The sequence below is a fragment of the Winogradskyella jejuensis genome, from assembly GCF_900129745.1.
Lineage (GTDB): Bacteria > Bacteroidota > Bacteroidia > Flavobacteriales > Flavobacteriaceae > Winogradskyella > Winogradskyella jejuensis.
Genome location: NZ_FQWS01000001.1, coordinates 1,167,758 through 1,193,875, shown reverse-complemented (window position 1 = coordinate 1,193,875; position 26,118 = coordinate 1,167,758). Strand labels below are relative to the sequence as shown.

At 34.4% G+C, this 26,118-nt stretch carries 22 protein-coding genes; 15 read left to right on the top strand and 7 right to left on the bottom strand.

Annotated features, from left to right (window positions below):
* The first annotated feature begins 50 nt into the window (after positions 1–50).
* On the top strand, positions 51–998 hold the full coding sequence (locus BUB95_RS05575; RefSeq protein ID WP_073084080.1) for an endonuclease/exonuclease/phosphatase family protein: 948 nt from the start codon (positions 51–53) through the stop codon (positions 996–998).
* The gene (locus BUB95_RS05570; RefSeq protein WP_073084077.1) at positions 995–1,900 is read left to right on the top strand and encodes a PorP/SprF family type IX secretion system membrane protein; all 906 of its coding nucleotides are present in this window, start codon (positions 995–997) and stop codon (positions 1,898–1,900) included. Before BUB95_RS05575 ends, BUB95_RS05570 begins: the two co-directional genes overlap by 4 nt.
* Here the strand turns inward: BUB95_RS05570 and BUB95_RS05565 are convergent.
* Positions 1,897–2,370, bottom strand: coding sequence for a CYTH domain-containing protein (locus BUB95_RS05565; protein WP_073084075.1), 474 nt, complete (start codon positions 2,368–2,370; stop codon positions 1,897–1,899). The two genes, BUB95_RS05570 and BUB95_RS05565, sit on opposite strands and share 4 nt — an antisense overlap.
* A gap of 42 nt (positions 2,371–2,412) precedes the next feature.
* On the opposite strand from BUB95_RS05565, the gene dinB reads away from it, so the two are divergent.
* Genes dinB through BUB95_RS05550 form a run of 3 tightly spaced genes read left to right on the top strand, consistent with a single transcriptional unit; the run spans position 2,413 to position 4,954 of the window.
* Positions 2,413–3,534, top strand: a complete 1,122-nt coding sequence (gene dinB / locus BUB95_RS05560; protein WP_073084072.1) for a DNA polymerase IV — start codon at positions 2,413–2,415, stop codon at positions 3,532–3,534.
* Between the two features lie 40 nt (positions 3,535–3,574).
* Positions 3,575–3,937: a VOC family protein gene (locus BUB95_RS05555; protein ID WP_073084070.1), complete on the top strand. Its 363-nt coding sequence runs from the start codon at positions 3,575–3,577 to the stop codon at positions 3,935–3,937.
* Between the two features lie 30 nt (positions 3,938–3,967).
* Entirely contained in the window at positions 3,968–4,954 is a 987-nt protein-coding gene (locus tag BUB95_RS05550) for a TolB family protein (protein WP_073084068.1), read from the top strand.
* 35 nt (positions 4,955–4,989) lie between these two features.
* Here BUB95_RS05550 and pyk read toward each other — a convergent pair whose 3' ends face one another.
* From pyk to BUB95_RS05525, 5 genes are all read right to left on the bottom strand, one after another.
* Positions 4,990–6,429, bottom strand: coding sequence for a pyruvate kinase (pyk, locus tag BUB95_RS05545; RefSeq protein WP_073084066.1), 1,440 nt, complete (start codon positions 6,427–6,429; stop codon positions 4,990–4,992).
* Between the two features lie 5 nt (positions 6,430–6,434).
* Positions 6,435–6,914, bottom strand: a complete 480-nt coding sequence (locus BUB95_RS05540) for an IPExxxVDY family protein (RefSeq protein ID WP_073084063.1) — start codon at positions 6,912–6,914, stop codon at positions 6,435–6,437.
* 123 nt (positions 6,915–7,037) lie between these two features.
* Positions 7,038–7,781 (bottom strand): ribonuclease III, encoded by a 744-nt coding sequence (rnc, locus tag BUB95_RS05535; protein WP_073084061.1) that lies wholly within the window; start codon positions 7,779–7,781, stop codon positions 7,038–7,040.
* Between the two features lie 7 nt (positions 7,782–7,788).
* Complete coding sequence (gene fabF / locus BUB95_RS05530; protein WP_073084059.1) at positions 7,789–9,039, bottom strand: beta-ketoacyl-ACP synthase II; 1,251 nt, start codon at positions 9,037–9,039, stop codon at positions 7,789–7,791.
* A gap of 12 nt (positions 9,040–9,051) precedes the next feature.
* Positions 9,052–9,285, bottom strand: a complete 234-nt coding sequence (locus tag BUB95_RS05525; RefSeq protein WP_008269813.1) for an acyl carrier protein — start codon at positions 9,283–9,285, stop codon at positions 9,052–9,054.
* 272 nt (positions 9,286–9,557) lie between these two features.
* Here BUB95_RS05525 and purN point away from each other — a divergent pair, with 272 nt between their 5' ends.
* The 4 genes from purN to BUB95_RS05505 all read left to right on the top strand — a co-directional run bounded on the left by purN (position 9,558) and on the right by BUB95_RS05505 (position 13,839).
* Positions 9,558–10,154 carry a phosphoribosylglycinamide formyltransferase gene (gene purN / locus BUB95_RS05520; protein WP_073084057.1) on the top strand — a complete coding sequence of 199 codons (597 nt, stop codon included), beginning with the start codon at positions 9,558–9,560 and terminating at the stop codon, positions 10,152–10,154.
* 33 nt (positions 10,155–10,187) lie between these two features.
* Complete coding sequence (locus BUB95_RS05515) at positions 10,188–10,829, top strand: ribonuclease H1 domain-containing protein (protein WP_073085096.1); 642 nt, start codon at positions 10,188–10,190, stop codon at positions 10,827–10,829.
* A gap of 79 nt (positions 10,830–10,908) precedes the next feature.
* On the top strand, positions 10,909–11,835 hold the full coding sequence (locus BUB95_RS05510; RefSeq protein ID WP_073084055.1) for a PfkB family carbohydrate kinase: 927 nt from the start codon (positions 10,909–10,911) through the stop codon (positions 11,833–11,835).
* A 105-nt stretch (positions 11,836–11,940) separates the two neighbouring features.
* Positions 11,941–13,839: an amidophosphoribosyltransferase gene (locus BUB95_RS05505; protein ID WP_073084053.1), complete on the top strand. Its 1,899-nt coding sequence runs from the start codon at positions 11,941–11,943 to the stop codon at positions 13,837–13,839.
* A gap of 449 nt (positions 13,840–14,288) precedes the next feature.
* Here the strand turns inward: BUB95_RS05505 and BUB95_RS05500 are convergent, their stop codons facing one another.
* A complete protein-coding gene (locus BUB95_RS05500; protein WP_073084051.1) occupies positions 14,289–14,897 on the bottom strand; it encodes a superoxide dismutase in 609 nt (202 codons plus the stop codon).
* A gap of 112 nt (positions 14,898–15,009) precedes the next feature.
* Here BUB95_RS05500 and BUB95_RS05495 point away from each other — a divergent pair, with 112 nt between their 5' ends.
* The 6 genes from BUB95_RS05495 (at position 15,010) to BUB95_RS05470 (ending at position 26,017) form a co-directional block, all read left to right on the top strand.
* Positions 15,010–18,141 carry a UvrD-helicase domain-containing protein gene (locus BUB95_RS05495; RefSeq protein WP_234969242.1) on the top strand — a complete coding sequence of 1,044 codons (3,132 nt, stop codon included), beginning with the start codon at positions 15,010–15,012 and terminating at the stop codon, positions 18,139–18,141.
* A 29-nt stretch (positions 18,142–18,170) separates the two neighbouring features.
* Positions 18,171–19,364 carry a glycine C-acetyltransferase gene (gene kbl / locus BUB95_RS05490; RefSeq protein ID WP_073084047.1) on the top strand — a complete coding sequence of 398 codons (1,194 nt, stop codon included), beginning with the start codon at positions 18,171–18,173 and terminating at the stop codon, positions 19,362–19,364.
* Positions 19,365–19,487: 123 nt separating this feature from the next.
* Positions 19,488–20,876 (top strand): OmpA family protein, encoded by a 1,389-nt coding sequence (locus BUB95_RS05485; protein ID WP_073084044.1) that lies wholly within the window; start codon positions 19,488–19,490, stop codon positions 20,874–20,876.
* Positions 20,877–20,978: 102 nt separating this feature from the next.
* Positions 20,979–22,370 carry an OmpA family protein gene (locus tag BUB95_RS05480; protein WP_073084041.1) on the top strand — a complete coding sequence of 464 codons (1,392 nt, stop codon included), beginning with the start codon at positions 20,979–20,981 and terminating at the stop codon, positions 22,368–22,370.
* A 63-nt stretch (positions 22,371–22,433) separates the two neighbouring features.
* Entirely contained in the window at positions 22,434–25,178 is a 2,745-nt protein-coding gene (locus BUB95_RS05475; protein WP_073084039.1) for a PD-(D/E)XK nuclease family protein, read from the top strand.
* Positions 25,178–26,017 (top strand): alpha/beta hydrolase family protein, encoded by an 840-nt coding sequence (locus BUB95_RS05470; RefSeq protein WP_073084037.1) that lies wholly within the window; start codon positions 25,178–25,180, stop codon positions 26,015–26,017. The genes BUB95_RS05475 and BUB95_RS05470 overlap by 1 nt, the downstream gene beginning before the upstream one ends.
* Positions 26,018–26,118 lie beyond the last annotated feature (101 nt).

The following is a 26,118-nucleotide window of genomic DNA, read 5'->3' as shown; positions in this document are numbered from 1 at the left end:
AGGCATTTACGCTATATCCCATTATCTATATTAATTATATCTTTAGCGTTATGAGTAAGAAGTACACTATAGCATTTTATAATATCGAAAATCTTTTTGACACAAAAGATGACGAGCACACTAACGATGATGATTTTTTACCCTTTTCGGCTAAGCGTTGGACGACCAAACGTTACGAAAATAAACTCCGAAAATTAGGTCAGGTTATTTCGCAAATTGGCGAAGATGATGTGGATATGCCACCGTCAATTGTTGGTCTTGCGGAAGTGGAAAACAGACACGTAGTCAAGGACTTAATAGAAAGTAAATACCTAAAACATTACGACTATGACATCGTACATTACGACTCCTCTGATGAACGCGGAATCGATGTCGCTTTAATCTATGATAAAAACGTTTTTGAAGTTTCACACTCTGAACCTTTTGCGGTCTATCTCACCAAAGAAGATGGGAGCAGAGATTACACTCGTGATGTTTTACTAGTGACAGGACGATTAAATGGAGAACAAATACATGTCATTGTAAACCATTGGTCTTCACGCAGACAGGGCGAAAAAGAAACTGAATACAAACGCTTAGCAGCGGCAGAAACTGTAAACCGTGTCATTGACGTCTTACATAATAACTATGATAAACCAAAGGTTATAGTTATGGGCGATTTTAATGATACACCTCAAAATAATAGCCTACTTTCTTTAGAAGAAAAATCTAAGCTCTATAATCCATTTAAAAAAATAGCTACGTATGATAAAGGAAGTTTAAATCATGATTTTGAATGGCATTTATTTGACCAAATTTTAATTTCTAATAACTTTTTTGATGCCAAATCCACACAATTTAACTTGTCTAAGGCCGATGTGTTTAATTCACAATTTCTTACGCAATACCATGGTAAGTATAAAGGGCAACCCTTTAGAACTTATGTAGGTAAGCGTTACAAAGGTGGATACAGTGACCACTTTCCTGTTTATATAGAGTTGAAGGAAGACAAAGTATGAAAATTTTTTATTGTACAATCTTAAGTTTGTTTTGTTTGTCTGGCTTTTCGCAACAAGACCCGCAATACTCACTTTATATGTACAATTTACCTGTTATAAATCCCGCTTATGTGGGTGCTACAGAAAATGTAAATCTAGGACTACTTTACCGAGACCAATGGACAAAAATTGATGGTGCACCACAAACCAGCACCTTTTTTGGAAACTTTAAACTTTCTGAAAACATGGGTACAGGTATTTCTGTAATTGCCGACCAACTTGGACCAGTAAGAGAAACAAATGTTTATGCTGATATTGCTTATAGCATTACTTTAAAAAACAATCACAAGCTCGCTTTTGGATTAAAGATTGGCGCAACCTTTCATGATATTGGACTTAACAATTTAACTGTTTTTGACCCAAACGACCCTTTTTTTAGTCAAAATATTAATAGCACCACACCCAATATTGGAGCTGGATTATTCTATTTTACAGACAACTATTATGCTGGAATTTCAGTTCCTAATATGTTGAACTCGGTTCACCTTAACGCAAATGGTAATAAATTAGGTTCTGAAACACAGCACTTTTTTGTCACTGGTGGTTATGTTCTCCAATTATCAAAAAACATAAAATTGAAACCTTCATTTTTGGTGAAATCTGCATTTGAAGCACCGCTCTCTTTTGATTTAAATACCAATGTATTATTATATGATGTATTGGAATTAGGCGCATCTTACCGTTATGACGATTCGTTTTCTGGATTAGTGAATTTTGCAATAACACAACAATTAAATATTGGTTATGCTTACGATGCCATAACATCGGATATTAGAGAATTTTCAGCGTCTTCTCACGAGTTTGTTATCAGATATAATTTTGCTGAAAAAGCGCGTCGAATAAAATCACCTCGGTTTTTTTAGTCCCATTGTTTAAATGGTAATTTACTGAGATTTGAATTATAATATTTAATATCACCCGTAACTTCTTCACCCAACCAACGTGGTTTTTCAAAAGTTTCGGTTTCAGATTTTAACTCGATTTCAGCAATGATTAAACCTTCATTTTCGCCATAAAATTCATCAATTTCAAAAATGTGACTCCCAACTGTAACTTCGTGTCTGGTTTTATCAATAATCCCTTTTTCACAAAGTTTTAAAAGAGACTCCGCTTCATCCAAAGTAATATCTTTTTCCCACTCAAAACGACTTAATCCGTCTGAAGATGATTTACCTTTTACGGTTAAAACACCTTTATTCTTTTTTATTCGAACACGTACCGTACGTTCTGGATGGCTGTTTAAAAAACCTTGTTTAATGTGGTAAGAATTGAATGCTTCAGTTTTAAAAGCATCAGATTTTATTAAAAATTTACGTTCTATTTCTACCGCCATAATTTGGTCTTACAAAAGACATTTAATCCCTAAATTTACAGTATGTCTAACGATTTACCAACCCGAAAAATAATTCATGTAGATATGGATGCATTTTATGCGTCTGTAGAGCAGTTAGACAATCCTGAATTAAGAGGAAAACCCATAGCTGTTGGTGGCGGCGGGAAGCGAGGTGTCATCAGTGCTGCAAGCTACGAAGCTCGTAAGTTTGGTGTTAGAAGTGCTATGTCTGGTCGGCTAGCAGAAAAGCTGTGCCCAGATTTAATTTTTGTGAGAACAAATTTTGATCGATACAAGGAAGTATCTTCTCAAATTAGAAAAATTTTTCATGACTATACCGATTTGGTTGAGCCGCTTTCGTTAGATGAAGCTTATCTCGATGTCACCGAAAATAAAATTGGGATGCCAAGCGCCTCAATAATTGCCCAACAAATTAGACAACGCATTTTTGAAGAAACTGGCTTAACAGCTTCTGCAGGAATTTCTATTAATAAATTTGTAGCTAAAGTGGCGAGTGATTACAATAAGCCTAATGGCCAAAAAACGGTTAATCCAGAGGATGTTTTACAATTTTTAGAGGATTTAGACATCCGAAAGTTTTATGGTGTTGGTAAAGTCACAGCCGAGAAGATGTACCAAAAAGGTATTTTTACAGGAAAGGATTTAAAAGCAAAAAGCTTAGAATACCTCTCAGAACATTTCGGAAAATCTGGAAGCTATTATTACCATATTGTTCGGGGCATTCATAACAGCGAAGTGAAGCCAAATCGCATTAGGAAATCCTTAGCCGCAGAACGTACCTTTAGCGAAAATCTATCTTCAGAAATCTTTATGCTCGAAAAACTAGAGCATATTGCCGAAGAAGTTTCGCGACGTTTATCTAAAAGTAATGTTGCTGGTAAAACGGTGACGCTAAAAATAAAATATAGTGACTTTACGCTTCAGACACGTAGCAAAACATTACCTTATTTTATTAGTGATAAAACTATAATTCTAGAAACTGCTAAAGATTTACTCTATCAAGAGAAGCTCAATAATTCTGTACGGCTTTTAGGCATATCCATGTCTAACCTAAACACAGATACTTCAAAAAAAGACGACTCAAAAGCTTCAGTAGTCGATAAAAAGAAAACGGTTAGTGTACAGTTAAAGTTTGAGTTCTAAAAATTGAAGTTGCAATGATTACCGTAAATTGAAACTACTTATGAAAACAAAATTACTAGAAGTATCACCTGTATTACCAAGTCAAGATATCGACAGAGATGTCGCTTGGTACGAAAAATATGTAGGTTTTTCACTCTTACACAAAGACGCAATGTATGCTGTAATGCGACGCGAAAATGTATGTTTTCACTTGCAATGGCATGCCGATACTGAAGACGACCCACTACTTGGAGGTTCTGTTATGAAAATATTTGTTGACGATATCCAGCCTATTTTCGAAGAATTTGTAAAACGTGGCACTGTTAAACCCGAAAAGCTGTATTTAAATACAGCTTGGCAAACTAATGAATTTGGCTTTTACGACCTCAATAACAATGCTATTTTCTTTGTTGAAGACTTATAAACTCTTCTCCTATACACTAATAAATCAATTATGAAATCACAAAAATTAATCGTTCTTATGGTCTCGCTTTCACTTCTATTCTCTTGTAACGAAACCTTAAAACAAGAAGCAGATACTACAAAAGAGGAACCTGAAGTTAAAAAAGAAGGTGTTCAACCTTTTGCAGAAAATATTTTCTCTCAATACACCAATGTTAGAGATTTTACTATTAACACTACGGAAGATGAAGCTTATTTTTCACTTCAAAGTCCAGGTAGAGAATTGTCCATCATCATGAAGATGAAAAAGGAAAATAATGTGTGGCAAACCCCAGAGATTAGCAACTTCTCAGGTAAGTATACCGACTTAGAGCCTTTTTTATCTCCAGATAATCTTAAGTTATACTTTGCGTCAAATCGCCCCGTAGTCAAAGATAGTACAGCAACTAAAGACTTTGATATTTGGTATGTTGAGCGTGAAAACTTGGATTCAGAATGGTCAAGCCCACAAAACCTTGAAGCTCCTGTAAATACAAAAGCTGATGAATTTTACCCAGCAATCACAAATACTGGAAACTTATACTTCACGTCTATTACGGAAGAAACTGGGCCTGCAGATGATATTTTTATTAGCCGTTTGGAAAATAATAGCTACACTAAACCCATAATTTTAAGCGACTCTATAAATACCAAAGGAGCCGAATTTAATGCTTTTATTGCTCCAGACGAATCTTACATTATTTTTAGCGGATGGCGAAGACCAGATGGTATTGGTGCTGGTGATATGTACATCAGTAAAAAAGTAGATGGGCAATGGACTAAAGCCAAAAACCTTGGTGAAACTATTAACTCCAAACAGACTGATTTTTGTCCTTTTGTAAATAAAGGTAAACTCTATTTTACAAGCCGAAGAAGTAATGTTACCAGCAAAGAAAATGGATTTACTAGCACTGAAGAACTACTATCCGAGATTAACAGATACGACAATGGATATAGTCGTATTTATCAAGTGGATATTAGCAAGCTACTTAATCAATAATCTGTTTGGCTTTCCAAAGATTTTGAACGAATCTACTAAAAACTACAAGTCTCAATCTCTGTAACACGCAGTGTATTTACCATACCTTTATCTTGTATTGGCATTGCTGCTAGACTAATTAGCATATCACCAACATCTAGATAACCTTTTTTACAAGCAATAGCGTTTACGTCTTCTATAGTTTCATCGGTACTAACAAACTTATCGTAATGAAATGCGGTAACGCCCCAAAGTAAACTTAACTGCGTTAAAATACGCTTGTTAGATGTAAATACTAAAATATGTGCTGATGGTCTCCATGCAGAAATCTGAAACGCCGTATAACCACTATTTGTTAACGTAGAAATCGCTTTAGCGTCTATCTCATTCGCCATTTTAGCTGCATGATAACAAATAGATTTTGTGATGTATCTGTTGGTACGGATATGTGGTGGCAATTGAGGCACTTCGATTAAAGAAGAATCTTCAACACTACGAATAATATTTGCCATCTGACGGATAACCTGTACTGGATATTTACCAACAGAGGTTTCTCCAGAAAGCATTACAGCATCTGCGCCATCCATAACAGAGTTTGCAACGTCATTAACCTCAGCACGTGTTGGTGTAAGGCTAGAAATCATGGTTTCCATCATTTGTGTAGCAATGATTACAGGAATACGCGCACGTTTTGCACGTTGTACTAATTGCTTTTGTACTAATGGAACTTCCTCCGCAGGAATCTCAACACCTAAATCGCCACGAGCCACCATAAGACCATCACAATAGGCAACAATCTTATCGATATTTGCCACAGCTTCAGGCTTTTCAATTTTTGCAATAATTGGAATTTTGTGTTCGCTGTGTTCACTAATTAAGTTTTGTAGTTGCATTAAATCTTCGGCATGTCGCACAAACGATAATGCAATCCAATCGACCTTTTGGCCTATCGCAAAAATCGCGTCTTCGATATCTTTTTCGGTTAATGCTGGCTGAGAAATATTTGTATTTGGAAGGTTAACGCCCTTCTTAGATTTTAGTGGTCCACCTTGTATAACCTTTGCTACAACTTCAGATTTACCATCTGTAGAAACGACTTCAAAAATGAGCTTCCCATCATCTAAAAGAATACGTTCTCCTGATTTTGCATCTTGAGGAAAACGCTCGTAAGTCATATACACGCGCTCCTTAGTCCCTTCAAAACGTTCGCCAGTAGCAAAAACAATTTCATCTCCGGGGTTAACAACAACTTCCTCTTTCATTGTGCCTACACGCAATTTTGGACCTTGTAAATCTCCCAAAATTGCAGCGTTGTAACCATACTCTTCATTTAGTTCACGTATCATTTTAATACGCTCTTTCACTCCGTCATAATCCGCATGAGAGAAATTAATTCTAAACACATTAGCGCCTTCGTCTAACATTTGTTTTAAAACCTCTTTATTGCTGGTTGCGGGACCTAATGTTGCTACTATCTTCGTTTTCTTATTGTTCATTAATTCTAAAAAATTAAATGTTCTTTGGATTTTACCTTAGATAAATCCACAGTATAACTTGTTATTATATGAGGGATACTTTGCAATTTGCTAATTATCAATTTTTCATTAACCTGACGTGTATCGTTAGAAATTTTGATAAAAAAATCTACTTGTTTCAATTCAGGAATCAGGTTATATGTTTTAGTGATTTGTTTATCATCATTGAACAATACACCACTACTCGTAACACTTTCTTCTTCCTTTCTGCAAATGTTTGCAATTAGATTCCAAGTGATGTCATTGGCCGCATTATACCACTCGTAAACAGGATAAGATGAAGACGTATAATTTAGGTCTAAATCTTTTTCTTTTCGTTCTAGATTAATAGCTAAAAACTTATTTATCATGTATGCCAAACGGTAATCTTCTAGCCTACAATGAATGGCAATAAGCACATAGGTCTCATCATAAAAATCATCTACCAAAAGCTTGTGTAGTGCCATAAACAATCACTCAAAAACGAGGTAAATATAAGATATAAAAGGGTGATTTAGATGAAGTTTAGATGAAACTTAACTTATAAAATCTACGAAAACGTTTGCGCTAATTAGTCGCATTTTATGGGTTTATGACCGTTTGGTCATCTGTCCTTGAAAAGCAAAAAATGCGCGTTTTGAAGCTTTTTCTTCTGCTTTCTTTTTTGAAGTTGCTCTACCTTTTGAAACAACCTTATCATCAATACTTAGCTTTACAGAAAAATGCTTTAAAGCATCATTACCTGTATCTTCATAAATCTCATAGTTAAAAGTCTTTTTTTCTTTTTGGCACCACTCAATCAACAAACTTTTATAGCTAATAACCTTGCCTTCAAGTTTCTCGATATCTACATGTGGATTAATGACCTTTTTATAGATGAATTTTTCGCAGGTTTTGTAACCTCTATCTAAATAAATAGCACCAACTAAAGCTTCGAATAAGTTCCCGTGGATATTGCTACCAAAGCTTTCTTTAGGAATTCTACTAATGACCAAGTCTATAAGATTGAGCTCTTTTCCTAGCTCATTAAGGTGCTGCCTACTAACAACTTTAGATCGCATTTTAGTTAGATAGCCTTCATCGCCATGAGGGACTTTACTGTAAAGAAAAGAGGCGATTACAGAGCCTAACATAGCATCGCCTACAAACTCTAAGCGCTCGTAATTAATAGGATTGCCTTTTTTGTCCCTAATATTCATAGACCTATGCGTAAAGGCTTTTAGGTAAAGGTTTTTCTTCTTGGGCTTAAATCCTAATATTCGTTGGAGCTCTAAAAAAAAATTCCCGTCTTCTTGAGAACGGGAATTTTTTAATATGTTACGAATGAAACTCATTCGGGATTTAATCTAGTTTTTTGAATAATACACAAGCGTTATGACCGCCAAATCCAAATGTATTACTCATTGCTACTTTAATATCACGTTTCTGCGCTTTGTTAAGCGTTAGGTTTAACTCTGGATCTATATTTTCGTCAACCGTTTCATGGTTAATTGTTGGCGGAATTATTCCGTGCTCTAGTGCCATGATAGAAGCAATGGCTTCAATAGCTCCAGCAGCTCCCAACAAGTGCCCTGTCATAGATTTTGTAGAATTAATACTGATGTTTTTTGCATGGCTTCCAAATACTTCAGATATAGCTTTTAGCTCGGCAACATCTCCAAGGGGAGTTGATGTTCCGTGAGTATTAATATGGTCTACATCTTCAGGATTCATCCCTGCATTTTCTAAACAATTTTTCATTACCGCAACAACACCAATACCATCTGGATGTGGTGCCGTCATATGATAAGCATCAGAAGACAAACCGCCTCCAACAACCTCAGCATATATTTTTGCCCCACGTGCCTTTGCATGTTCGTACTCTTCTAAAACAATAGCTCCTGCACCTTCGCCAAGAACAAAACCATCACGATTTGCATCGAAAGGTCTTGAGGCCGTTTCTGGGCTATCATTACGAGTACTCATAGCGTGCATGGCGTTAAAACCACCCATACCAGCTATAGTAACAGCAGCTTCACTTCCTCCAGTAATTACAACATCACAATGCCCTAAACGTATATTGTTTAGTGCATCAATCATTGAATTGGCCGAAGAGGCACAAGCAGATACCGTAGTATAGTTAGGTCCCATAAATCCATATTTAATGGAAATGTTTCCTGGTGCTATATCGGCAATCATTTTTGGAATGAATCGAGGGCTAAATCTAGGAGTGCCATCACCTTGGGCATAGTTTAACACTTCTTCCTGAAACGTTTCTAAACCACCTATTCCGGCTCCCCAAATTACACCTACTCTATATTTGTTTAGTGCATCTAAATCTAGTTTTGAGTCTGCAATTGCTTCATCCGAAGCCACCATTGCATACTGCGAAAACTTATCCATCTGTCTTGCTAACTTTCTGTCAACAAAGTCAGTAACGTTAAAGTTCTTTACTTCACAAGCAAATTGCGTTTTGAACTTTGCAGCATCAAAATGTGTAACTGGTGCGGCACCACTCTTTCCACTAACAAGGCCGTCCCAATATTCATCTTTGGTATTGCCTATAGGGGTAAGTGCACCTAATCCGGTAACTACAACTCGCTTTAATTCCATAAAATTAACTTCTTATTTTGCTTCTTCTATATAAGAGATAGCTTGACCAACTGTTGCAATGTTTTCAGCTTGATCGTCTGGGATTTGAATATCAAATTCTTTTTCAAACTCCATGATTAACTCTACAGTGTCTAATGAATCTGCTCCTAAGTCGTTAGTGAAGCTTGCTTCAGTTACTACTTCGTTTTCATCAACACCTAATTTGTCTACGATAATCGCTTTTACTCTTGATGCAATGTCTGACATAATCTTTTAGTTTTAAGTTTTAATTAGAGGGCAAAAATAAAAAACTTTATTTTAAAAAATAGTTTTACCTGTAAAATGTGCCTCATACAGATAAAAATAGAAATAAGTATTTAAATTTTGAGCCTAATTGTTAATTATTATTCTTTTTTTTGTTTGAATAAATTGTGACTTAATAACTGTTTATGAAATGAGCTTTACCAATAGTTTCAAACCATTCTATTGTTTTAATCAGCGAATTCCATCAGACAGAAATTTAAAATAATAAATTGCTGATGAAACGAATTGTAATTTTTGCGTCCGGCTCGGGAAGTAATGCTGAAAATTTGATAAAGTTTTTTCAAAACAGTGATTCTGCGTCTATTATTCAGGTACTGACTAACAATCCTCATGCCAAAGTGTTAGATAGAGCTAAACGCCTTGGTGTTAGTGCGCTTTCGTTTAATAAAGTAGCGTTTACAAAAACCGACGATGTTCTCAATCTTTTAAAGTCTAGTCAGCCAGATTTAATTGTTTTAGCTGGGTTTTTATGGAAATTCCCAGAACATATTCTAGAGCATTTTCCAGATAAAGTGATTAATGTACATCCTGCTTTACTTCCAAAGTTTGGCGGAAAAGGCATGTATGGTATGCATGTGCACAATGCGGTTGTAGAAAATAATGAAACCGAAACAGGCATAACCATCCATTATGTAAATGAGCATTATGACGAAGGTGCTATAATCTTTCAAACCAAATGCGAGGTTTTAGCTTCTGATTCTCCAGAAGATGTTGCTGCTAAAATTCATGAATTAGAGATGAAGTATTTTCCGAAGGTTGTAGCAAAACTTTTGGGCACTGAGGCTCTCGAAGTGTCCGAAAAGAAAAAATAAATGTGGCTTCGAGAACCTCAGCCACCAATATCAATGAGCAAAAAGAAAAAGAAATATTACACCGTTTGGAAAGGTCATCACACTGGCGTTTTTGAATCTTGGGATGACTGCAAAGCACAAATCAAAGATTTTAAAGGCGCGCAATACAAATCGTTTTCAACTTTTGAAGCTGCAAAAAAAGCACTTAAGGGTAATTACAAAGACTATATAGGTAAATCCAAAACCTTTAAGAGTGAACTTTCCGAAGCTCAACTTAAAAAAATCGGGCAACCTAATTATAATTCTATTTCTGTAGATGCAGCGTCTAGCGGGAATCCAGGTAAAATGGAATACCGTGGCGTAGATACTAAAACAAAAAAACAACTCTTTATTCAAGGGCCTTTTGAAGAAGGCACTAATAATATCGGAGAGTTTTTAGCCATCGTTCATGGATTAGCATTTCTAAAACAACAAAACAGCAATCGAATTATCTATACAGACTCTAAAACTGCTATGAGTTGGGTACGGAAAAAAGCCTGTAATAGTAAACTTCAACGTAACAAAAAAAACAAACCTGTTTTTGAGCTTGTAGATCGTGCCGTAAAATGGCTAAAACAAAACACTTACAACACCACAATTGTGAAATGGGAAACCAAAGCTTGGGGAGAAATCCCAGCAGATTTTGGGCGAAAATAATTTGGCTTCTATCTGTTATTAATGAGTTTTGTAAGGAATATATTTTACGTAAATTTGCAGCTTAATTTAAAACATCGTAATGGGTAAATTAGTTATTGTTGGTACCGTAGCGTTTGATGCTATTGAAACACCATTTGGTAAAACCGATAAAATTCTTGGAGGAGCAGGAACTTTTATTGGTCTTGCGGCTTCTAATTTTAATATAGATTCCTCTGTGGTATCTGTGGTTGGTGGAGACTTTCCTCAAGAGTACTTGGATTTATTATCAGATAGAAATATTGATGTTTCTGGGATAGAAATTGTAAAAGATGGTAAAACTTTCTTTTGGAGTGGTAAGTACCATAACGATATGAATTCTCGTGATACTTTGGCAACTGAGCTTAATGTTTTAGAACATTTTAATCCGGTAGTTCCTGAGAATTACAGAGATGCTGAAGTGGTTATGTTAGGCAATTTACACCCTTCTACTCAGATGAGTGTGCTTAATCAAATGAGCAAAAAACCAAAGCTAGTTGTACTAGATACCATGAATTTTTGGATGGATTGCGCACTAGAAGAGTTACATGAGACTATAAAACATATAGACGTTATTACCATTAACGATGAAGAAGCAAGACAATTAACTGGAGAATATTCTTTAGTTGTTGCTGCTCGTAAGATTCATGAGATGGGTCCAAAATATGTGGTGATTAAAAAAGGAGAGCACGGTGCATTATTGTTTCATGATGATAATGTGTTTTATGCTCCAGCATTACCGCTAGAAGAAGTATTTGACCCAACTGGAGCTGGCGATACCTTTGCTGGTGGCTTTACAGGTTATTTGGCAAAAACAAATGATTTCTCTTTTGAGAATATGAAAAAAGCCGTAATTCATGGCTCAGCATTAGCTTCATTTTGCGTAGAGAAATTCGGAACGGAGCGCATGGTTAATTTAGAGGCGGGTGAAGTTCAAAAACGTTTAAGACAATTTCAGCAACTAACACAATTCGATATAGAATTAACATAAATAACAACGCGCCTAATTTTGGCGCGTTTTTTTTACCCTGAATTTATTTCAGGGTATTTCAGTATTTTTGAAACAACACAACAAAATCTAACTCACACCACAACAATGAGTGATGCTTTAAAACACGAATGCGGTATTGCATTAATTAGGCTTTTAAAACCATTAGAATATTATAAAGAAAAATACGGAAGTGCATTTTACGGCGTAAATAAAATGTACCTCATGATGGAAAAGCAGCACAACCGCGGACAAGATGGTGCTGGTTTTGCTAGTATAAAGTTAGACACCAATCCTGGAGAACGGTATATAAGCCGTGTTCGTTCTATTGCTCAACAACCTATACAGGATATTTTTTCTCAAATTAATGAGCGCATCAACGAGGAACTTACTCATAATCCTGAATACCAAAATAATGTTGAAGCGCAAAAAAAGAATATACCATACATTGGCGAACTCCTTTTAGGACATGTACGTTACGGAACGTTTGGCAAAAATAGTGTTGAGAGTGTACATCCATTTCTAAGACAAAATAATTGGATGCACAGAAACCTCATCGTTGCTGGTAACTTTAACATGACCAATGTTAGTGAGCTTTTTGATAATTTGGTAAACATTGGCCAGCATCCCAAAGAAAAAGCCGATACTATCACGGTTATGGAAAAAATTGGTCACTTCTTAGATGATGCTGTTACAAAAATTTATAAAGATTTAAAGAAAGAAGGGTATTCTAAAGCTGAATGTTCTCCTCTTATTGCAGAACGTTTGAAAGTTGGTAAAATATTAAAACGTGCTGCCAAAAATTGGGATGGTGGTTATGCTATGGCAGGACTACTTGGCCATGGAGATTCATTTGTACTTCGCGACCCAGCGGGAATACGACCAGCATACTATTACAAAGATGATGAAGTCGTAGTTGTAGCATCAGAACGACCAGTAATACAAACCGTATTTAATGTAGATTTTGATGACGTAAAGGAATTAGACCCAGGTCACGCTATTATCACAAAAAAATCTGGACAAACTTCAATTAAAAAAATATTAGAACCTCTAGAAAGAAAGGCTTGCTCTTTTGAACGCATATATTTTTCTAGAGGAAGTGATGCAGAAATCTACAAAGAACGTAAAGAGTTAGGACGCTTGTTAATGCCTAAAGTCCTCGAAGCTATTGACCATGACACAAAGAATTCAGTCTTCTCATTTATACCAAATACAGCAGAAACCTCATTCTTTGGTATGATTGATACTGTGGAAGAATATTTAAATCAGCGAAAAACTCAAGCAATTTTAGATGGTGAAGGTAAGCTTTCAGCTGAGCGCGTTACAGAAATATTATCTGAGCGCCCAAGAATAGAAAAAATTGCTATAAAGGATGTTAAGCTTAGAACTTTTATTACTGAAGATAGTAGCCGAGATGATTTAGTAGCTCATGTCTACGACGTTACTTATGGCGTTATAAAACCATCAGATAATTTGGTGATTATAGATGATAGTATCGTTAGAGGGACTACTCTAAAAAAGAGTATCATTAAAATGATGGACAGACTACAACCAAAGAAAATTGTTGTGGTTTCATCAGCTCCACAAATACGATATCCAGATTGTTATGGTATTGATATGGCAAACCTTGAAAGTCTGATTGCCTTTAGAGCCGCTTTAGAGCTACTAAAGGACAATGATAAATACCATATTGTAGAAGAGGTCTACACCAAATGTAAAGCTCAAGTAGATTTAAAAGACAAGGATGTAAAAAACTTTGTCAAAGAGATATATGACAACTTTAGCGATGAGGAAATTTCAGATAAAATATCAGAATTATTAAGTGATGAGGACGTTAATGCAGAAGTGAAAATTATATTTCAACCTGTAGATAATTTACATAAAGCTTGCCCAAAAAACTTAGGCGATTGGTATTTTACAGGAAACTACCCAACTGTTGGTGGTAATCGTGTAGTCAATAAAGCATTTATCAACTTTTACGAAGGCAATAAAGAGCGTGCTTATTAATTAATTACCATTCGTAGTCTTAATTGAGCTATTTAGCCAATATTAATGCATTTAGTCTAAAAAATTGACTCAGTTAAGCTTATAGAAACTACATTAGTCTCACCATAACATAAGTAGGTTAAGTTTATGGTAGATTTGGGGCAAAAAAGGGCGATTTTATCGCCCTTTTTTATTTTTAAATTCGATGTAAGTCATTTAATTACAGACATATACTCACAAAGTCTTTCTTTTAGACCGATATTTAAGCGTTTCGTCTAGGATTTGCGCTTTTATTGATGTCCATAATTTATATTTGTTATTACCATAACATAAGTAGGTTAAGTTTATGGTAGATTTGGGGCAAAAAGGGTGAATTTATTTCGCCCTTTTTCATTTTATATAAATACTATAAATAAGAAAACCCAGAGCAAAAAGCCTGGGTTTTCTTATACTATAATTTGTTTGACTAATTACTTAGCTTCAGCGTAACGTCTTTCAACTTCATTCCAGTTAATTACTTTAAAGAAAGCATCTATATAGTCTGGTCTTCTATTTTGATAATTTAAGTAATAGGCGTGTTCCCATACATCCAAACCTAAAATTGGTGTCCCACCACAAGAAACACCTGGCATTAATGGATTGTCTTGGTTTGGTGTAGAACATACTTCTACTTTTCCGCCTTTATGAACACATAACCATGCCCATCCAGAACCAAACTGCGTTGCTGCAGCTTTACTAAATGCATCTACAAAAGCCTCTTTAGAACCAAACTCTGCTTCAATAGCATCTTTTAATTCTCCGGACAAATAACCTCTGTCTTCAGGATTTAAAACATCCCAAAACAAAGAATGGTTGTAAAATCCACCACCATTATTTCTAACGCCTGCATTAGACATATCTAGATTTCCTAAAATATCCTCAATAGATTTTCCTTCTAAGTCTGTACCTTCAATAGCGGCATTTAACTTGGTTGTATATCCGTTGTGATGCTTTGAATGATGAATTTCCATAGTCCTAGCGTCTATGTGTGGTTCTAAAGCATCATAAGCATATTTTAATTTTGGTAATTCAAAAGCCATAATATTTTGTTTTAAATGTTAATTATTTAGATTTTAACAAATTTACGATATTGACTAAAAGAAAACCTTAATAAAATATTAAGAATACCTATTTTGGTATAAAATTAATCTGTTGAATTCAACTTTTGAAATATATAGTGCCTCTGCAGGAAGTGGAAAAACATATACACTTGCTAAGTCATATATTAAACTTCTTATTAGTTCAAAAAACAACGAACATTTTAAAAGCATACTCGCTATAACCTTTACAAATAAGGCCGTTGGCGAAATGAAAACTAGAATTATAGAGATGCTCAAAGCCTTTTCGGCTCACGACTACTCTAACAATACTAATTCTATGTTTCAGGATATCTGTAATGAACTTTCTATTTCTAAAGAAGAACTTCATTCCAAATCCAAAATAGTTCTCCATAAGATTATTCATAATTATGGTGCTTTTGATATCTCAACAATTGATGGCTTTACACATCGTGTGATACGAACATTTGCTTTTGATTTAAAACTACCCGTAAATTTTGAAGTTGAACTAGACCAAGATTACCTACTAACTAAAGCCGTTGACGGACTTATAAGTAAAGCTGGTACCGACAAAAATCTCACGAAAACGCTTATAGATTTTGCCCTAGAAAAGGCAGATGATGACAAAAGTTGGGATATCAGTTATGATTTTAAAAAAATAAGTAAGCTGCTTTTAAGTGAAAATGATATCCCTTACATAAACCAGTTGAAAGAAAAGACACTCGGAGATTTTAGAGTACTTAAAACGCAACTTATTAAAACAATTACCGAGCTCGAGTCTCAAATTGTTGAAAAAGCAAAAACAACCTTAGACCTAATCTATGAAGCAGGTTTAGAATTTGATGATTTTAATAGAAAATCACTACCAAATCATTTTTTAAGTCTAACACAAGAAAAGTTTAATCTAAAATTTGATTCGGCTTGGCAAATTGCACTCTTGGAAGGTTCAACCCTTTACCCTAAACGTGTTTCAGATAATGTTGTAGAAATCATAACTAATATTCAACCCACATTAGCAGAGGCATTTACAAAAACAAAGGAGTGGTTATTTGAACTAAAGTTTAACAAAGCTGTTTATAAAAACATTACGCCACTCTCTGTGATTAATGCGCTTCAAAAAGAATTAAAAACGCTAAAAGAAGAAGAAAATAAAATCTTGATATCTGAATTTAATTCGCTTATAAGTAATGAAATAAAAAACCAACCTACGCCTTTTATCTATGAGCGTCTAGGCGAAAAATTTAGACATTATTTTGTGGATGAATTTCAAGACACTTCTATTATGCAGTGGGAAAACTTAGTGCCTTTGATGGACAATGCTTTGTCCTCTAATGATGGTTCTGCTATGTTGGTTGGAGATGCAAAACAATCTATCTATAGATGGCGCGGTGGAGATGCTGAGCAATTTATAAATCTTTACAAAGGTATTGGTAATCCATTTCAGACAGTCGCTCAGGTGAAAAGCTTAGACACTAATTTTAGAAGCTACAAAGCGGTTGTAGACTTTAATAATTCATTCTTTGGTTTTGTATCAGACACCTTTTTTTCAGATGATGATTTTAAAGAACTTTATAAGGATGCTAAACAAAATATCTCTATAGAAAATGGAGGCTTTGTAAATCTTTTGTTTTTAGAGTTTGATAATCCTGAAGAACGCTCAGAACAATACGTTGAAAAAACCTATGAAATTATAAAATCTTCCCTTGAAAAAGGCTACAAACTAAAAGATATTTGTGTTTTAGTAAGAAAGAAAAAAGAAGGCGTTGCTATATCTAATTACTTAACCAGCCAGAAAATTGATATTGTATCTTCAGAAACATTGCTGCTTCAGAATTCACCAAAGGTAAGATTGCTAAACCTTATGCTGGCCTTGTTAATTAATCCTGAAGACAAAAAACTTAAACTAGACGCACTAATTAGCATTTCAGATATATTTCATATTGAAAATAAGCATTCCTTTTTTAGTACTCACATACAATATTCGGCAGCAGAATTATTAGATAGATTAAAAGAGATTGGTATCCACTTGAATTTTAAGGAACTTATCCAAATGCCTATATACGAAGCCGCAGAAAGCTTAGTTAGAGGATTAAAGCTTTGCGAAACTACATCGGACGCCTATGTGCAATTTTACTTAGATACTGTTCTTGATTATTCAAATAAACAAACCCCAGATATTATGGGCTTTCTTGAGTATTTCGACTCTAAAAAAGAAACCCTAAGTATAGCCATGCCCAATAACTTGGATGCTGTATCAATAATGACCATACATAAATCTAAAGGCTTAGAATTTCCTGTTGTTATTTTTCCTTTTGCAGATTTAGATATTTATAAAGAATTTGAACCAAAAGAGTGGTTCCCTCTTGATGAGAATAGTTATAGCGGTTTTAATCATGCACTTATTAATTATTCTAAAGATTTTGAAAATTATGGTGATATTGGAGAAGTCATTTACAATAAACATCAATCGCAAATAGAATTAGATGGAATAAATTTACTTTATGTCAACCTAACGAGAGCCATTGAGCAACTTTACATTGTTTCAAAAAAAGATATTAGCTCAAAAGGAGTGATTAATGAAAAAACATATGCAGGTCTTTTTATAAATTATCTAATTCAACAAAATTTATGGACTGAGAACCAATTAAGCTATGCTTTCGGAGAACCAAAAAAACAAATAGAAGACACACCTACCGAAAACCCTTTAGTTGATTATCAATTTATATCTACAAATAAAGAATCTCACAATCTAAGAGTAATTACTAATGCTGGTGTTTTATGGGAAACAGAACAAGAAAAGGCAATTAACTATGGAAATATTATCCACCTTGTAATGTCAAAAATTAAAACGAAGCATGATGCAGAGTTTGCTATTAAATCTGTTTTAAGTGATGGATATATTCAACAATCCGACACAAAACAATTAAAGAATATTGTTACTCAAATTATTGAGCACAAAGAATTAGAACAATACTTTTCGGAGGACTATGATATTTTAAACGAAAAAGATATCATAACCAAAGAAGGTTCCTTCTTGAGACCTGATAGATTAGCTATTAAAGACAAAAATGTAGTAATTATAGATTATAAGACTGGTGGAGAAGACAAAAAGCACAAAGCACAATTAGAATCATACGCAAACGTGCTCAGAGAAATGAATTATAATATTGAAAAAAAAATGATTGTTTATACCAACGATGATATCAAAATTATAGAAGTTAAATAGTAACTTTGTAAAACTCAAAACAAAAAGCAATGTACGGAGCTATAAAAGAACATTTAAACAAGGAAATTGAAAGCATAAAAGAGGCAGGACTTTTTAAAGAAGAACGAATTATCACTTCTGCGCAAGGGCCAGAAATTACATTAAATACAGGACAGAAAGTCCTTAATTTCTGTGCAAATAATTACTTAGGACTCTCTTCTCATCCCGAAGTGGTTAAAGCAGCACAAGACACAATGGACACGCACGGTTTTGGCATGTCTTCTGTGCGTTTTATATGTGGCACTCAAGATATTCATAAAGAGTTAGAGCAAAAGATTGCTAATTTTTACGGCACAGAAGACACTATATTGTACGCTGCTGCTTTTGATGCCAATGGTGGTGTTTTTGAACCTCTTCTTGGCAAAGAAGATGCTATAATCTCAGACTCTTTAAACCACGCCTCAATTATAGATGGCGTTAGATTATGTAAAGCCGCCAGATATCGCTATCAAAATAACGATATGGCAGACTTAGAAGTGCAACTAATTGAAGCTAATAAAAATGGAGTCCGACATAAGATTATTGTTACCGACGGCGTGTTTTCTATGGATGGCTTAGTTGCTCCTTTAGATAAAATTTGTGATTTGGCAGACAAATATGATGCAATGGTTATGATAGATGAATGTCATGCGACAGGATTTATTGGAGAAACCGGGATTGGAACACTTGAAGAAAAAGGTGTTTTAGGGCGTATCGATATAATAACAGGAACATTAGGCAAAGCTCTAGGTGGTGCAATGGGAGGCTATACAACTGCCAAAAAAGAAATAATTGAAATATTAAGACAACGCTCTAGACCTTATCTGTTTTCAAATTCATTAGCACCTGCAATAGTTGGGGCATCTATCAAGGTTTTTGACATGTTATCTGGAGACACTACGCTAAGAGATAAATTAGAATGGAATACTAATTACTTCAAAACTGGTATGAAAAAAGCCGGTTTTGATATCATAGACGGAGACTCAGCCATCGTGCCAGTAATGCTCTATGATGCTAAATTATCTCAGACCATGGCTAACATGTTATTAGAAGAAGATATTTACGTAATAGGCTTCTTTTTTCCTGTAGTACCGAAGGAAAAAGCAAGGATTAGAGTACAACTATCAGCTGCGCATGAAAAAGAACACATAGATAAAGCTATAAGTGCCTTTGTGAAAGTCGGTCAAAGATTAGAAATAATCTAAATACTTTAGAATAGCTTTATTTAAAGGCTTTGTATCAATATTTTTATATATTTGTCTTTGTTAATAATATTTAACAACTTACATTTGCTAACAATTAACACTTAAAATTAAATTATTTAGAATATGAAAAATCTTAGCAGATTATTATTTGTAGCTGTGCTTCTTGCGAGCCTTAGCACTGCTAATGCTCAGGATAAAAACAACCCTTGGGCTTTTGAGCTTGGTATCAATGCTGTTGATCCATATCCTGTTGGAGAACCACTTCCCCAGGGTGAATTTTTTGATGAGTTTTTAAATGCAAATGACCATTGGAACGTATTGCCTTTCTTATCTAGAATCGCCGTTTCAAGATATTTAGATGATGGCTTTACATTTACTGCTGCTGGTAGTCTTAATATAATTAATAAATTTGGTGACGTAAAGGACGCTTTGGGTAATGAATCTACTAACACTGTAGATAATTTGACTTATTTTGCTATAGACGGCACCGTGTCTTACAGTTTTATGGATTTGATTAAGTCCAACTCTCTCGACCCATACCTAGGTGTAGGTGGTGGTTACACTTGGTTAGACGAAGTTGGAGCCGGTACTTTAAATGGAAACTTAGGTTTAAAATACTGGATTTCTGAAAAAGTAGCATTAAACTTACAGACTGCATATAAGCATTCTTTCGAAGACAGATTACCAAAGCATTTCCAACATTCTTTTGGTGTTGCATTTAAATTTGGTGGAACTGACTCTGATGGTGACGGAATATACGACCATGAAGATGCTTGTCCAGAAGTTGCTGGTTTAGAAGCTTTCAATGGTTGTCCAGACTCTGATAACGACGGTATTGAAGATTCTAAAGATGATTGTCCTAACGAAGCTGGTCTAGCTGAATTTAATGGATGTCCAGATGCTGATGGAGATGGTGTTATAGATGGTGACGATAAGTGTCCTACTGTAGCTGGTTTAAAGTCTTTAATGGGTTGTCCAGATGCTGATGGGGATGGTATCGCTGACGCTGATGATAATTGTCCTAACGAAGCTGGTCCTGCTGCAAACAATGGATGTCCTTACCAAGATAAAGATGGTGATGGTGTTTTAGACAAAGACGATAAATGTCCAGATGTTGCGGGTACTGTAGCTAATAATGGTTGTCCAGAAATTACTCAAAAAGAAAAAGAGCAGTTAAATGAGTATGCTAAGACTATCTTATTTGATACTGGTAAGTCTTCAATCAAAGATGAATCTAAACAAGTTTTAGCAGATATAATAGCTATCTTAAATAAATATCCAGATGCTAAATTTACAGTAGAAGGACATACTGATAGCGTAGGTTCTAACAAATTAAACCAGAGATTATCAGACGCTAGAGCTCTATCTGTAAAAGAATATTTAGTTGCAAACGGTGTAGATGAGTTTAGATTATCATCACAAGGTTTTGGTGAGTCTAGACCAATTGCTGACAACAAAACGAGAGCTGGGAGAGAACAAAACAGAAGAGTTGAGATTAACTTAGCTAACTAATTTGTTAAATACATATAATACTTAAAAAAACGCTTCGGGTTTCCGAAGCGTTTTTTATTTATATATTTGGGTGTTATTAATTCTAAACCTTCAACAAACATTATGGGAAATTCTTACAGACTTATTTTTGTAACAGTCTTTTTGTTGGGCTTTAATTCTTCAAATGCCCAAGATGAATATAACCCTTGGTCAATTAGTATAGGAGTTAATGCTGTAGATTATTATCCTGTTGGGCAACCAGACCCTCAAGGTGATTTATTTGACGAATTCTTTAATGCCAATGACCATTGGAATATTTTCCCCCTAACAACACGAGTAGAAGTTTCACGATATTGGAAAAAGCGCATTTCTTTTTCTGCAGCTGCTTCATTTAACAGGATTAAAAAATTTGGTAGCAATATAGACCCTTTAACAGGTCGTGAAAGTACTAATGAAGTAGATGACTTAGCCTATTATGGTATTGATGGTGCTATTAACTATAGTTTTACAGATGCCAGTGTTAGTAAATTAGAGCCATACATAAGTGCTGGTGGTGGATACACATGGCTTAATGCAATTGGTTCTGGAACCTTAAATGGGTCTTTAGGGCTTAAGTATTGGTTTTCAGAAAAATTTGCATTCAATCTACAAAGTACCTATAAACATGTATTTGAAGTCTATGGTTTTAGACATTTTCAACATTCAGCATCATTGACGTATAAGTTTGGAGGAATCCCAGATACCGATAGAGATGGAATTATTGACACTGAAGATAGTTGTCCAGAAGAACCTGGTTTAGCTATTTACAATGGTTGCCCAGACTCAGATAATGATGGTATTGAAGATTCGAAAGATTTATGCCCTGACGTAGCAGGATTAGCCGAACTAAATGGTTGTCCAGATTCTGATGGTGATGGTGTCGCTGACCAAAACGACAAATGTCCTAATACATATGGCATTACATCTCTTTCCGGTTGTCCAGACTCTGATGGTGATGGTTTAATAAACAGACAAGATAAATGTCCAGATTTAGCAGGCCCAAGTGCTAATAATGGCTGTCCATGGCCAGATTCTGACGGTGATGGTATAATAGACAGAGAAGATGAATGTCCAAATGAAGCTGGTTCTGCTGAAAATAATGGATGTAGGAAAATTTCAGAAAAGGATAAGCAACTCTTAAACGAGTATGCTAGGACCATTTTATTCTCTCCTGGAAGAGCAACTATTAAAGAAGAATCTGAAGCTATTTTGAAAGATATCTTAGCAATTTTAAATAATAATCCTAAAGCAAAGTTTATGATTGCTGGTCATACAGATAGTATCGGATCAGATGTTTTAAACTTGAATCTTTCTCAAGAAAGAGCTGCATCTGTAAAACAGTATCTTGAACTAAACGGAATTAATCCATCGAGGTTGTTCTCTAAAGGTTTTGGAGAAAGTAAGCCTATAGCTCCAAATAATACAGCACTGGGAAGAAGTCAAAACAGAAGAGTTGAAATTATTTTAGCAAATTAGATTCTTAATTAAAACTTATTAAAAAAACGCTTCGGATGTGCGAAGCGTTTTTTATTTTTAAATATGGTAACATTCATAGAAGATGTTTTACGAGATTTAAAAAAAAATAATGAAGATTTTTCTAATTGCATCTTCATCTTACCCAGTAAAAGAGCTGGAGTATTTCTTAAAAGTCAGATAAACAAATACATAAGCCATACTAGTTTTGCGCCTGAAATAATTAGTATTGAAGATTTTGTTCAAGACTTATCACAACTGAGACAAGTTTCTGGAATCGAACTTTTATTTCAATTTTATTCATCATACATTAGAATTACACCTAAAGAACAGGTTGAGCCGTTTGAAACGTTCTCTAAATGGGCACAAATACTTATCCAAGATTTTAATGAAATAGATAGATACCTCGTCTCCTCAAATCAGATATTTGATTATCTGAGCGCCATACAAGAGCTTAACCATTGGTCGCTAAAAGACGAAAAAACTGAGTTGGTTACAAACTATCTGAGCTTCTGGAAAAATCTTAAGAGCTATTACACGGAGTTTACTAATGATATTATTGCGTCAGAAACAGCTTATCAAGGACTCATATATAAAGAAGCGACTGAGCATATTGAAACTTATATTCAAAACACTGAAAAAAGACATATATTTCTCGGTTTTAATGCTCTAAATACGTCTGAGGAGCATATAATCCAAGAATTACTTCAAAATAACTTAGCGTATGTGTACTGGGATGCTGATTCACATTTTATAAATAATAAACACCATAGTGCTGGTCTTTTCTCTAGACAACACAAGAGTAATTGGATTTACTATAAAACTAATCCGTTTAATTGGATAAAATCTAATTACAAAGAAGAAAAAAATATTACAGTTATTGGCTGTCCTAAATCAGTTGGGCAAAGTAAGTATGTTGGGCATTTATTAAAAAGACTTTCAGAACATAATCAAAACCTAAGTAATACTGCTATAGTTTTAGGTGATGAAATGTTATTATCACCTTTACTAAACTCGTTACCTGAAAGTATAAAATCGGTGAATGTAACCATGGGTTTGCCATTAAAAGCCATTGCATTAACGCCATTATTCGAGCAGATTTTCACTCTTCATAAATTGAAGTCTAAACAATATTACTACAAAGATGTCGTAGGTATAATCTCTAACCAAATGTTGCAATATGTTCTTGACTCTAGTCAGGATATTATAAAACATATTCAGCAAAACAATATTGTGTATTTATCTAATGACGACTTACTGAAAATAACTTCAAAAAATGATACAGAAGTCATAAAAATCCTATTTGATAATTGGGAAGTTTCCATGTCTCAAAATATTGAAAAATGTGTAAGACTCATTGAAATAATGAGGCTTGCTTTTACCGAAACTAAATCCGAAAAGCGTTTGGAGTTAGAATATTTATACCGTTTTAATACGCTTTTTAATGAGATGTCTACATTAAACTCTAAATATGGCTATATAAACGATGTTTCTGCCTTGTTTTCAATCTATAAAGAACTATTAAATACAGAAACACTAGATTTTCAAGGAGAGCCTTTGGAAGGGCTTCAAATCATGGGAATGTTAGAGTCGCGTGTATTAGATTTCGAAACTGTTATTATCACATCTGTCAACGAAGGTATTCTTCCCGGAGGAAAAACCAACAATTCATTCATACCGTATGATGTAAAAATTGAAAATAATCTGCCAACATACAAAGAAAAAGACGCCGTATATACCTACCACTTTTATAACTTAATCCAGAGAGCAAAAAATGTATATCTAATTTATAATACAGAAGTAGATGCTCTTAAAGGTGGTGAAAAAAGTAGGTTTATAACACAACTAGAAGTAGATGGGATTCACGACATAAAGCATCAAATAGCCTCTCCAAAAGTTCCTAAAACTGAAATAACTCTAACAACTATAAAAAAGGATATAGATGTTATAGAAAAACTAAAAATAGTAGCTAGTAAAGGATTTTCGCCTTCTTCATTAACCAACTATATTAGAAATCCAATAGACTTTTATTTTGAAAAAATACTCGAAATTGAAAGTACAGAAGAGGTTGAAGAAACTGTTGCAGCAAATACTTTGGGTACTGTAGTGCATAATACGCTTGAAGATTTTTACAAACCTTTTGAAGCACAGCTATTAAGTATCGAAGATTTACAAAAAATGAAATCCTTGGTTAATCAAACAGTTTCTCTTCACTTCAAAAACGAGTATAAACAGGGTGACATTACAACGGGGAAAAACCTTATTACCTTCGAAATTGCAAAACGCTACGTCACTAACTTTATTAATTCTGAAATAGAACTTTTACAAAACGGAAATACACTAAAAATAGTTGCTGTTGAAGTAAATAATTCTGTGACATTATCCATCCCCGAATTAAATTTTCCTATAAAACTAAAAGGAAAAGTAGACCGTGTAGATGAGTTAAATGGCGTGACTCGCGTAATTGATTACAAATCGGGTAAAGTGGAACAAAACAAAGTAGAAATTGTAGATTGGGAAGACTTGAATACAGACTATAACAAATACAGCAAATCATTTCAGGTACTCTGTTACGCGTATATGATGCATGCTAAAAATCAAGTAAATTTACCTATTGAAGCTGGTATTATATCATTTAAAAACTTAAAAGAAGGTTTCTTAAAATTCGGGAAAAAAGAGTCTTCAAAAAGCCGAAGTAAAAATCAGTTGATTACTGAAGACACACTAAATGCTTTCGAAATTCAGCTTAAAAACCTCATTCTTGAAATCTGTAACCCTGATTTAGATTTCGTAGAAAAAGAACTCGACTAATGCACTTAGAAAAGAACATAGTTTTACAACGAGAGGGCAACAAACCAATTGTCATTGATACGTTTTATGAAGCAGAAAGCAAGAACCAACCTGTTATTATTTTTTGTCATGGTTATAAGGGATTTAAAGATTGGGGCGCTTGGGATATTATGGCTAAACGAATAGCTAAAAATGGTTTCTGTTTTATAAAATTCAATTTTTCGCATAATGGAGGAACTGTTGAACAACCTATAGATTTTCCAGATTTAGAAGCTTTTGGGAATAATAATTACTCTAAAGAACTCAATGACTTAGGTGATGTAATTGATTGGGCAATTACACATTTTAAGGAAAATTCATTTGTTGACACTTCGAGAATCTACCTCGTTGGTCACAGTCGCGGCGGCGGAATTGCCATCTTAAAAACTGCTGAGGATAATAGAATTAAAAAACTAGTGACACTAGCTAGCGTATGTGATTTTGGAAATCGTACTGCTACTATCGGTAATTTAGAACAGTGGAAAAAAGATGGCGTAAAGTATGTTACCAACGGACGTACAAAACAACAAATGCCTCATTTTTATCAGTTTTACGAGGATTACATTCAAAACAAAGAACGTTTGGATATTAGAAAAGCTTGCCAAAAAATAGATATACCTCAACTCATTATTCACGGTGATGCAGACACTTCAATTTCTGTTAAAGAAGCTGAAAGTATCCATAATTGGAACCCAAAAAGTCAACTAGAAATAATTAAAAATGCCAATCATGTTTTTAACGTAAACCATCCATGGATGTCAGATAGTTTACCAAAAGAATTTGAAGAAGTTATAGAAACATCAATAAACTTTCTTAAATAAAAAAGACCCAATTTACGGGTCTTAATGTGGAGAAGAGCGAACTTACTTCGGCTATGCTAATCATAAACTTCTCGTCGACCAGTAAGCAGTTTTTAAAGCAA

Bases quoted from the DNA above. Each gene is read 5' to 3' on its own strand.
- BUB95_RS05565 (WP_073084075.1), bottom strand. From the start codon at position 2,370: ATGGCGGTAGAAATAGAACGTAAATTTTTAATAAAATCTGATGCTTTT.
- purN (WP_073084057.1), top strand. From the start codon at position 9,558: ATGAAACGAATTGTAATTTTTGCGTCCGGCTCGGGAAGTAATGCTGAA.
- BUB95_RS05575 (WP_073084080.1), top strand. From the start codon at position 51: ATGAGTAAGAAGTACACTATAGCATTTTATAATATCGAAAATCTTTTT.
- rnc (WP_073084061.1), bottom strand. From the start codon at position 7,781: ATGAGTTTCATTCGTAACATATTAAAAAATTCCCGTTCTCAAGAAGAC.
- kbl (WP_073084047.1), top strand. From the start codon at position 18,171: ATGTACGGAGCTATAAAAGAACATTTAAACAAGGAAATTGAAAGCATA.
- BUB95_RS05510 (WP_073084055.1), top strand. From the start codon at position 10,909: ATGGGTAAATTAGTTATTGTTGGTACCGTAGCGTTTGATGCTATTGAA.
- BUB95_RS05485 (WP_073084044.1), top strand. From the start codon at position 19,488: ATGAAAAATCTTAGCAGATTATTATTTGTAGCTGTGCTTCTTGCGAGC.
- BUB95_RS05500 (WP_073084051.1), bottom strand. From the start codon at position 14,897: ATGGCTTTTGAATTACCAAAATTAAAATATGCTTATGATGCTTTAGAA.
- dinB (WP_073084072.1), top strand. From the start codon at position 2,413: ATGTCTAACGATTTACCAACCCGAAAAATAATTCATGTAGATATGGAT.
- pyk (WP_073084066.1), bottom strand. From the start codon at position 6,429: ATGAACAATAAGAAAACGAAGATAGTAGCAACATTAGGTCCCGCAACC.
- fabF (WP_073084059.1), bottom strand. From the start codon at position 9,039: ATGGAATTAAAGCGAGTTGTAGTTACCGGATTAGGTGCACTTACCCCT.
- BUB95_RS05480 (WP_073084041.1), top strand. From the start codon at position 20,979: ATGGGAAATTCTTACAGACTTATTTTTGTAACAGTCTTTTTGTTGGGC.
- BUB95_RS05555 (WP_073084070.1), top strand. From the start codon at position 3,575: ATGAAAACAAAATTACTAGAAGTATCACCTGTATTACCAAGTCAAGAT.
- BUB95_RS05470 (WP_073084037.1), top strand. From the start codon at position 25,178: ATGCACTTAGAAAAGAACATAGTTTTACAACGAGAGGGCAACAAACCA.
- BUB95_RS05525 (WP_008269813.1), bottom strand. From the start codon at position 9,285: ATGTCAGACATTGCATCAAGAGTAAAAGCGATTATCGTAGACAAATTA.
- BUB95_RS05570 (WP_073084077.1), top strand. From the start codon at position 995: ATGAAAATTTTTTATTGTACAATCTTAAGTTTGTTTTGTTTGTCTGGC.
- BUB95_RS05540 (WP_073084063.1), bottom strand. From the start codon at position 6,914: ATGGCACTACACAAGCTTTTGGTAGATGATTTTTATGATGAGACCTAT.
- BUB95_RS05475 (WP_073084039.1), top strand. From the start codon at position 22,434: ATGGTAACATTCATAGAAGATGTTTTACGAGATTTAAAAAAAAATAAT.
- BUB95_RS05515 (WP_073085096.1), top strand. From the start codon at position 10,188: ATGAGCAAAAAGAAAAAGAAATATTACACCGTTTGGAAAGGTCATCAC.
- BUB95_RS05505 (WP_073084053.1), top strand. From the start codon at position 11,941: ATGAGTGATGCTTTAAAACACGAATGCGGTATTGCATTAATTAGGCTT.
- BUB95_RS05550 (WP_073084068.1), top strand. From the start codon at position 3,968: ATGAAATCACAAAAATTAATCGTTCTTATGGTCTCGCTTTCACTTCTA.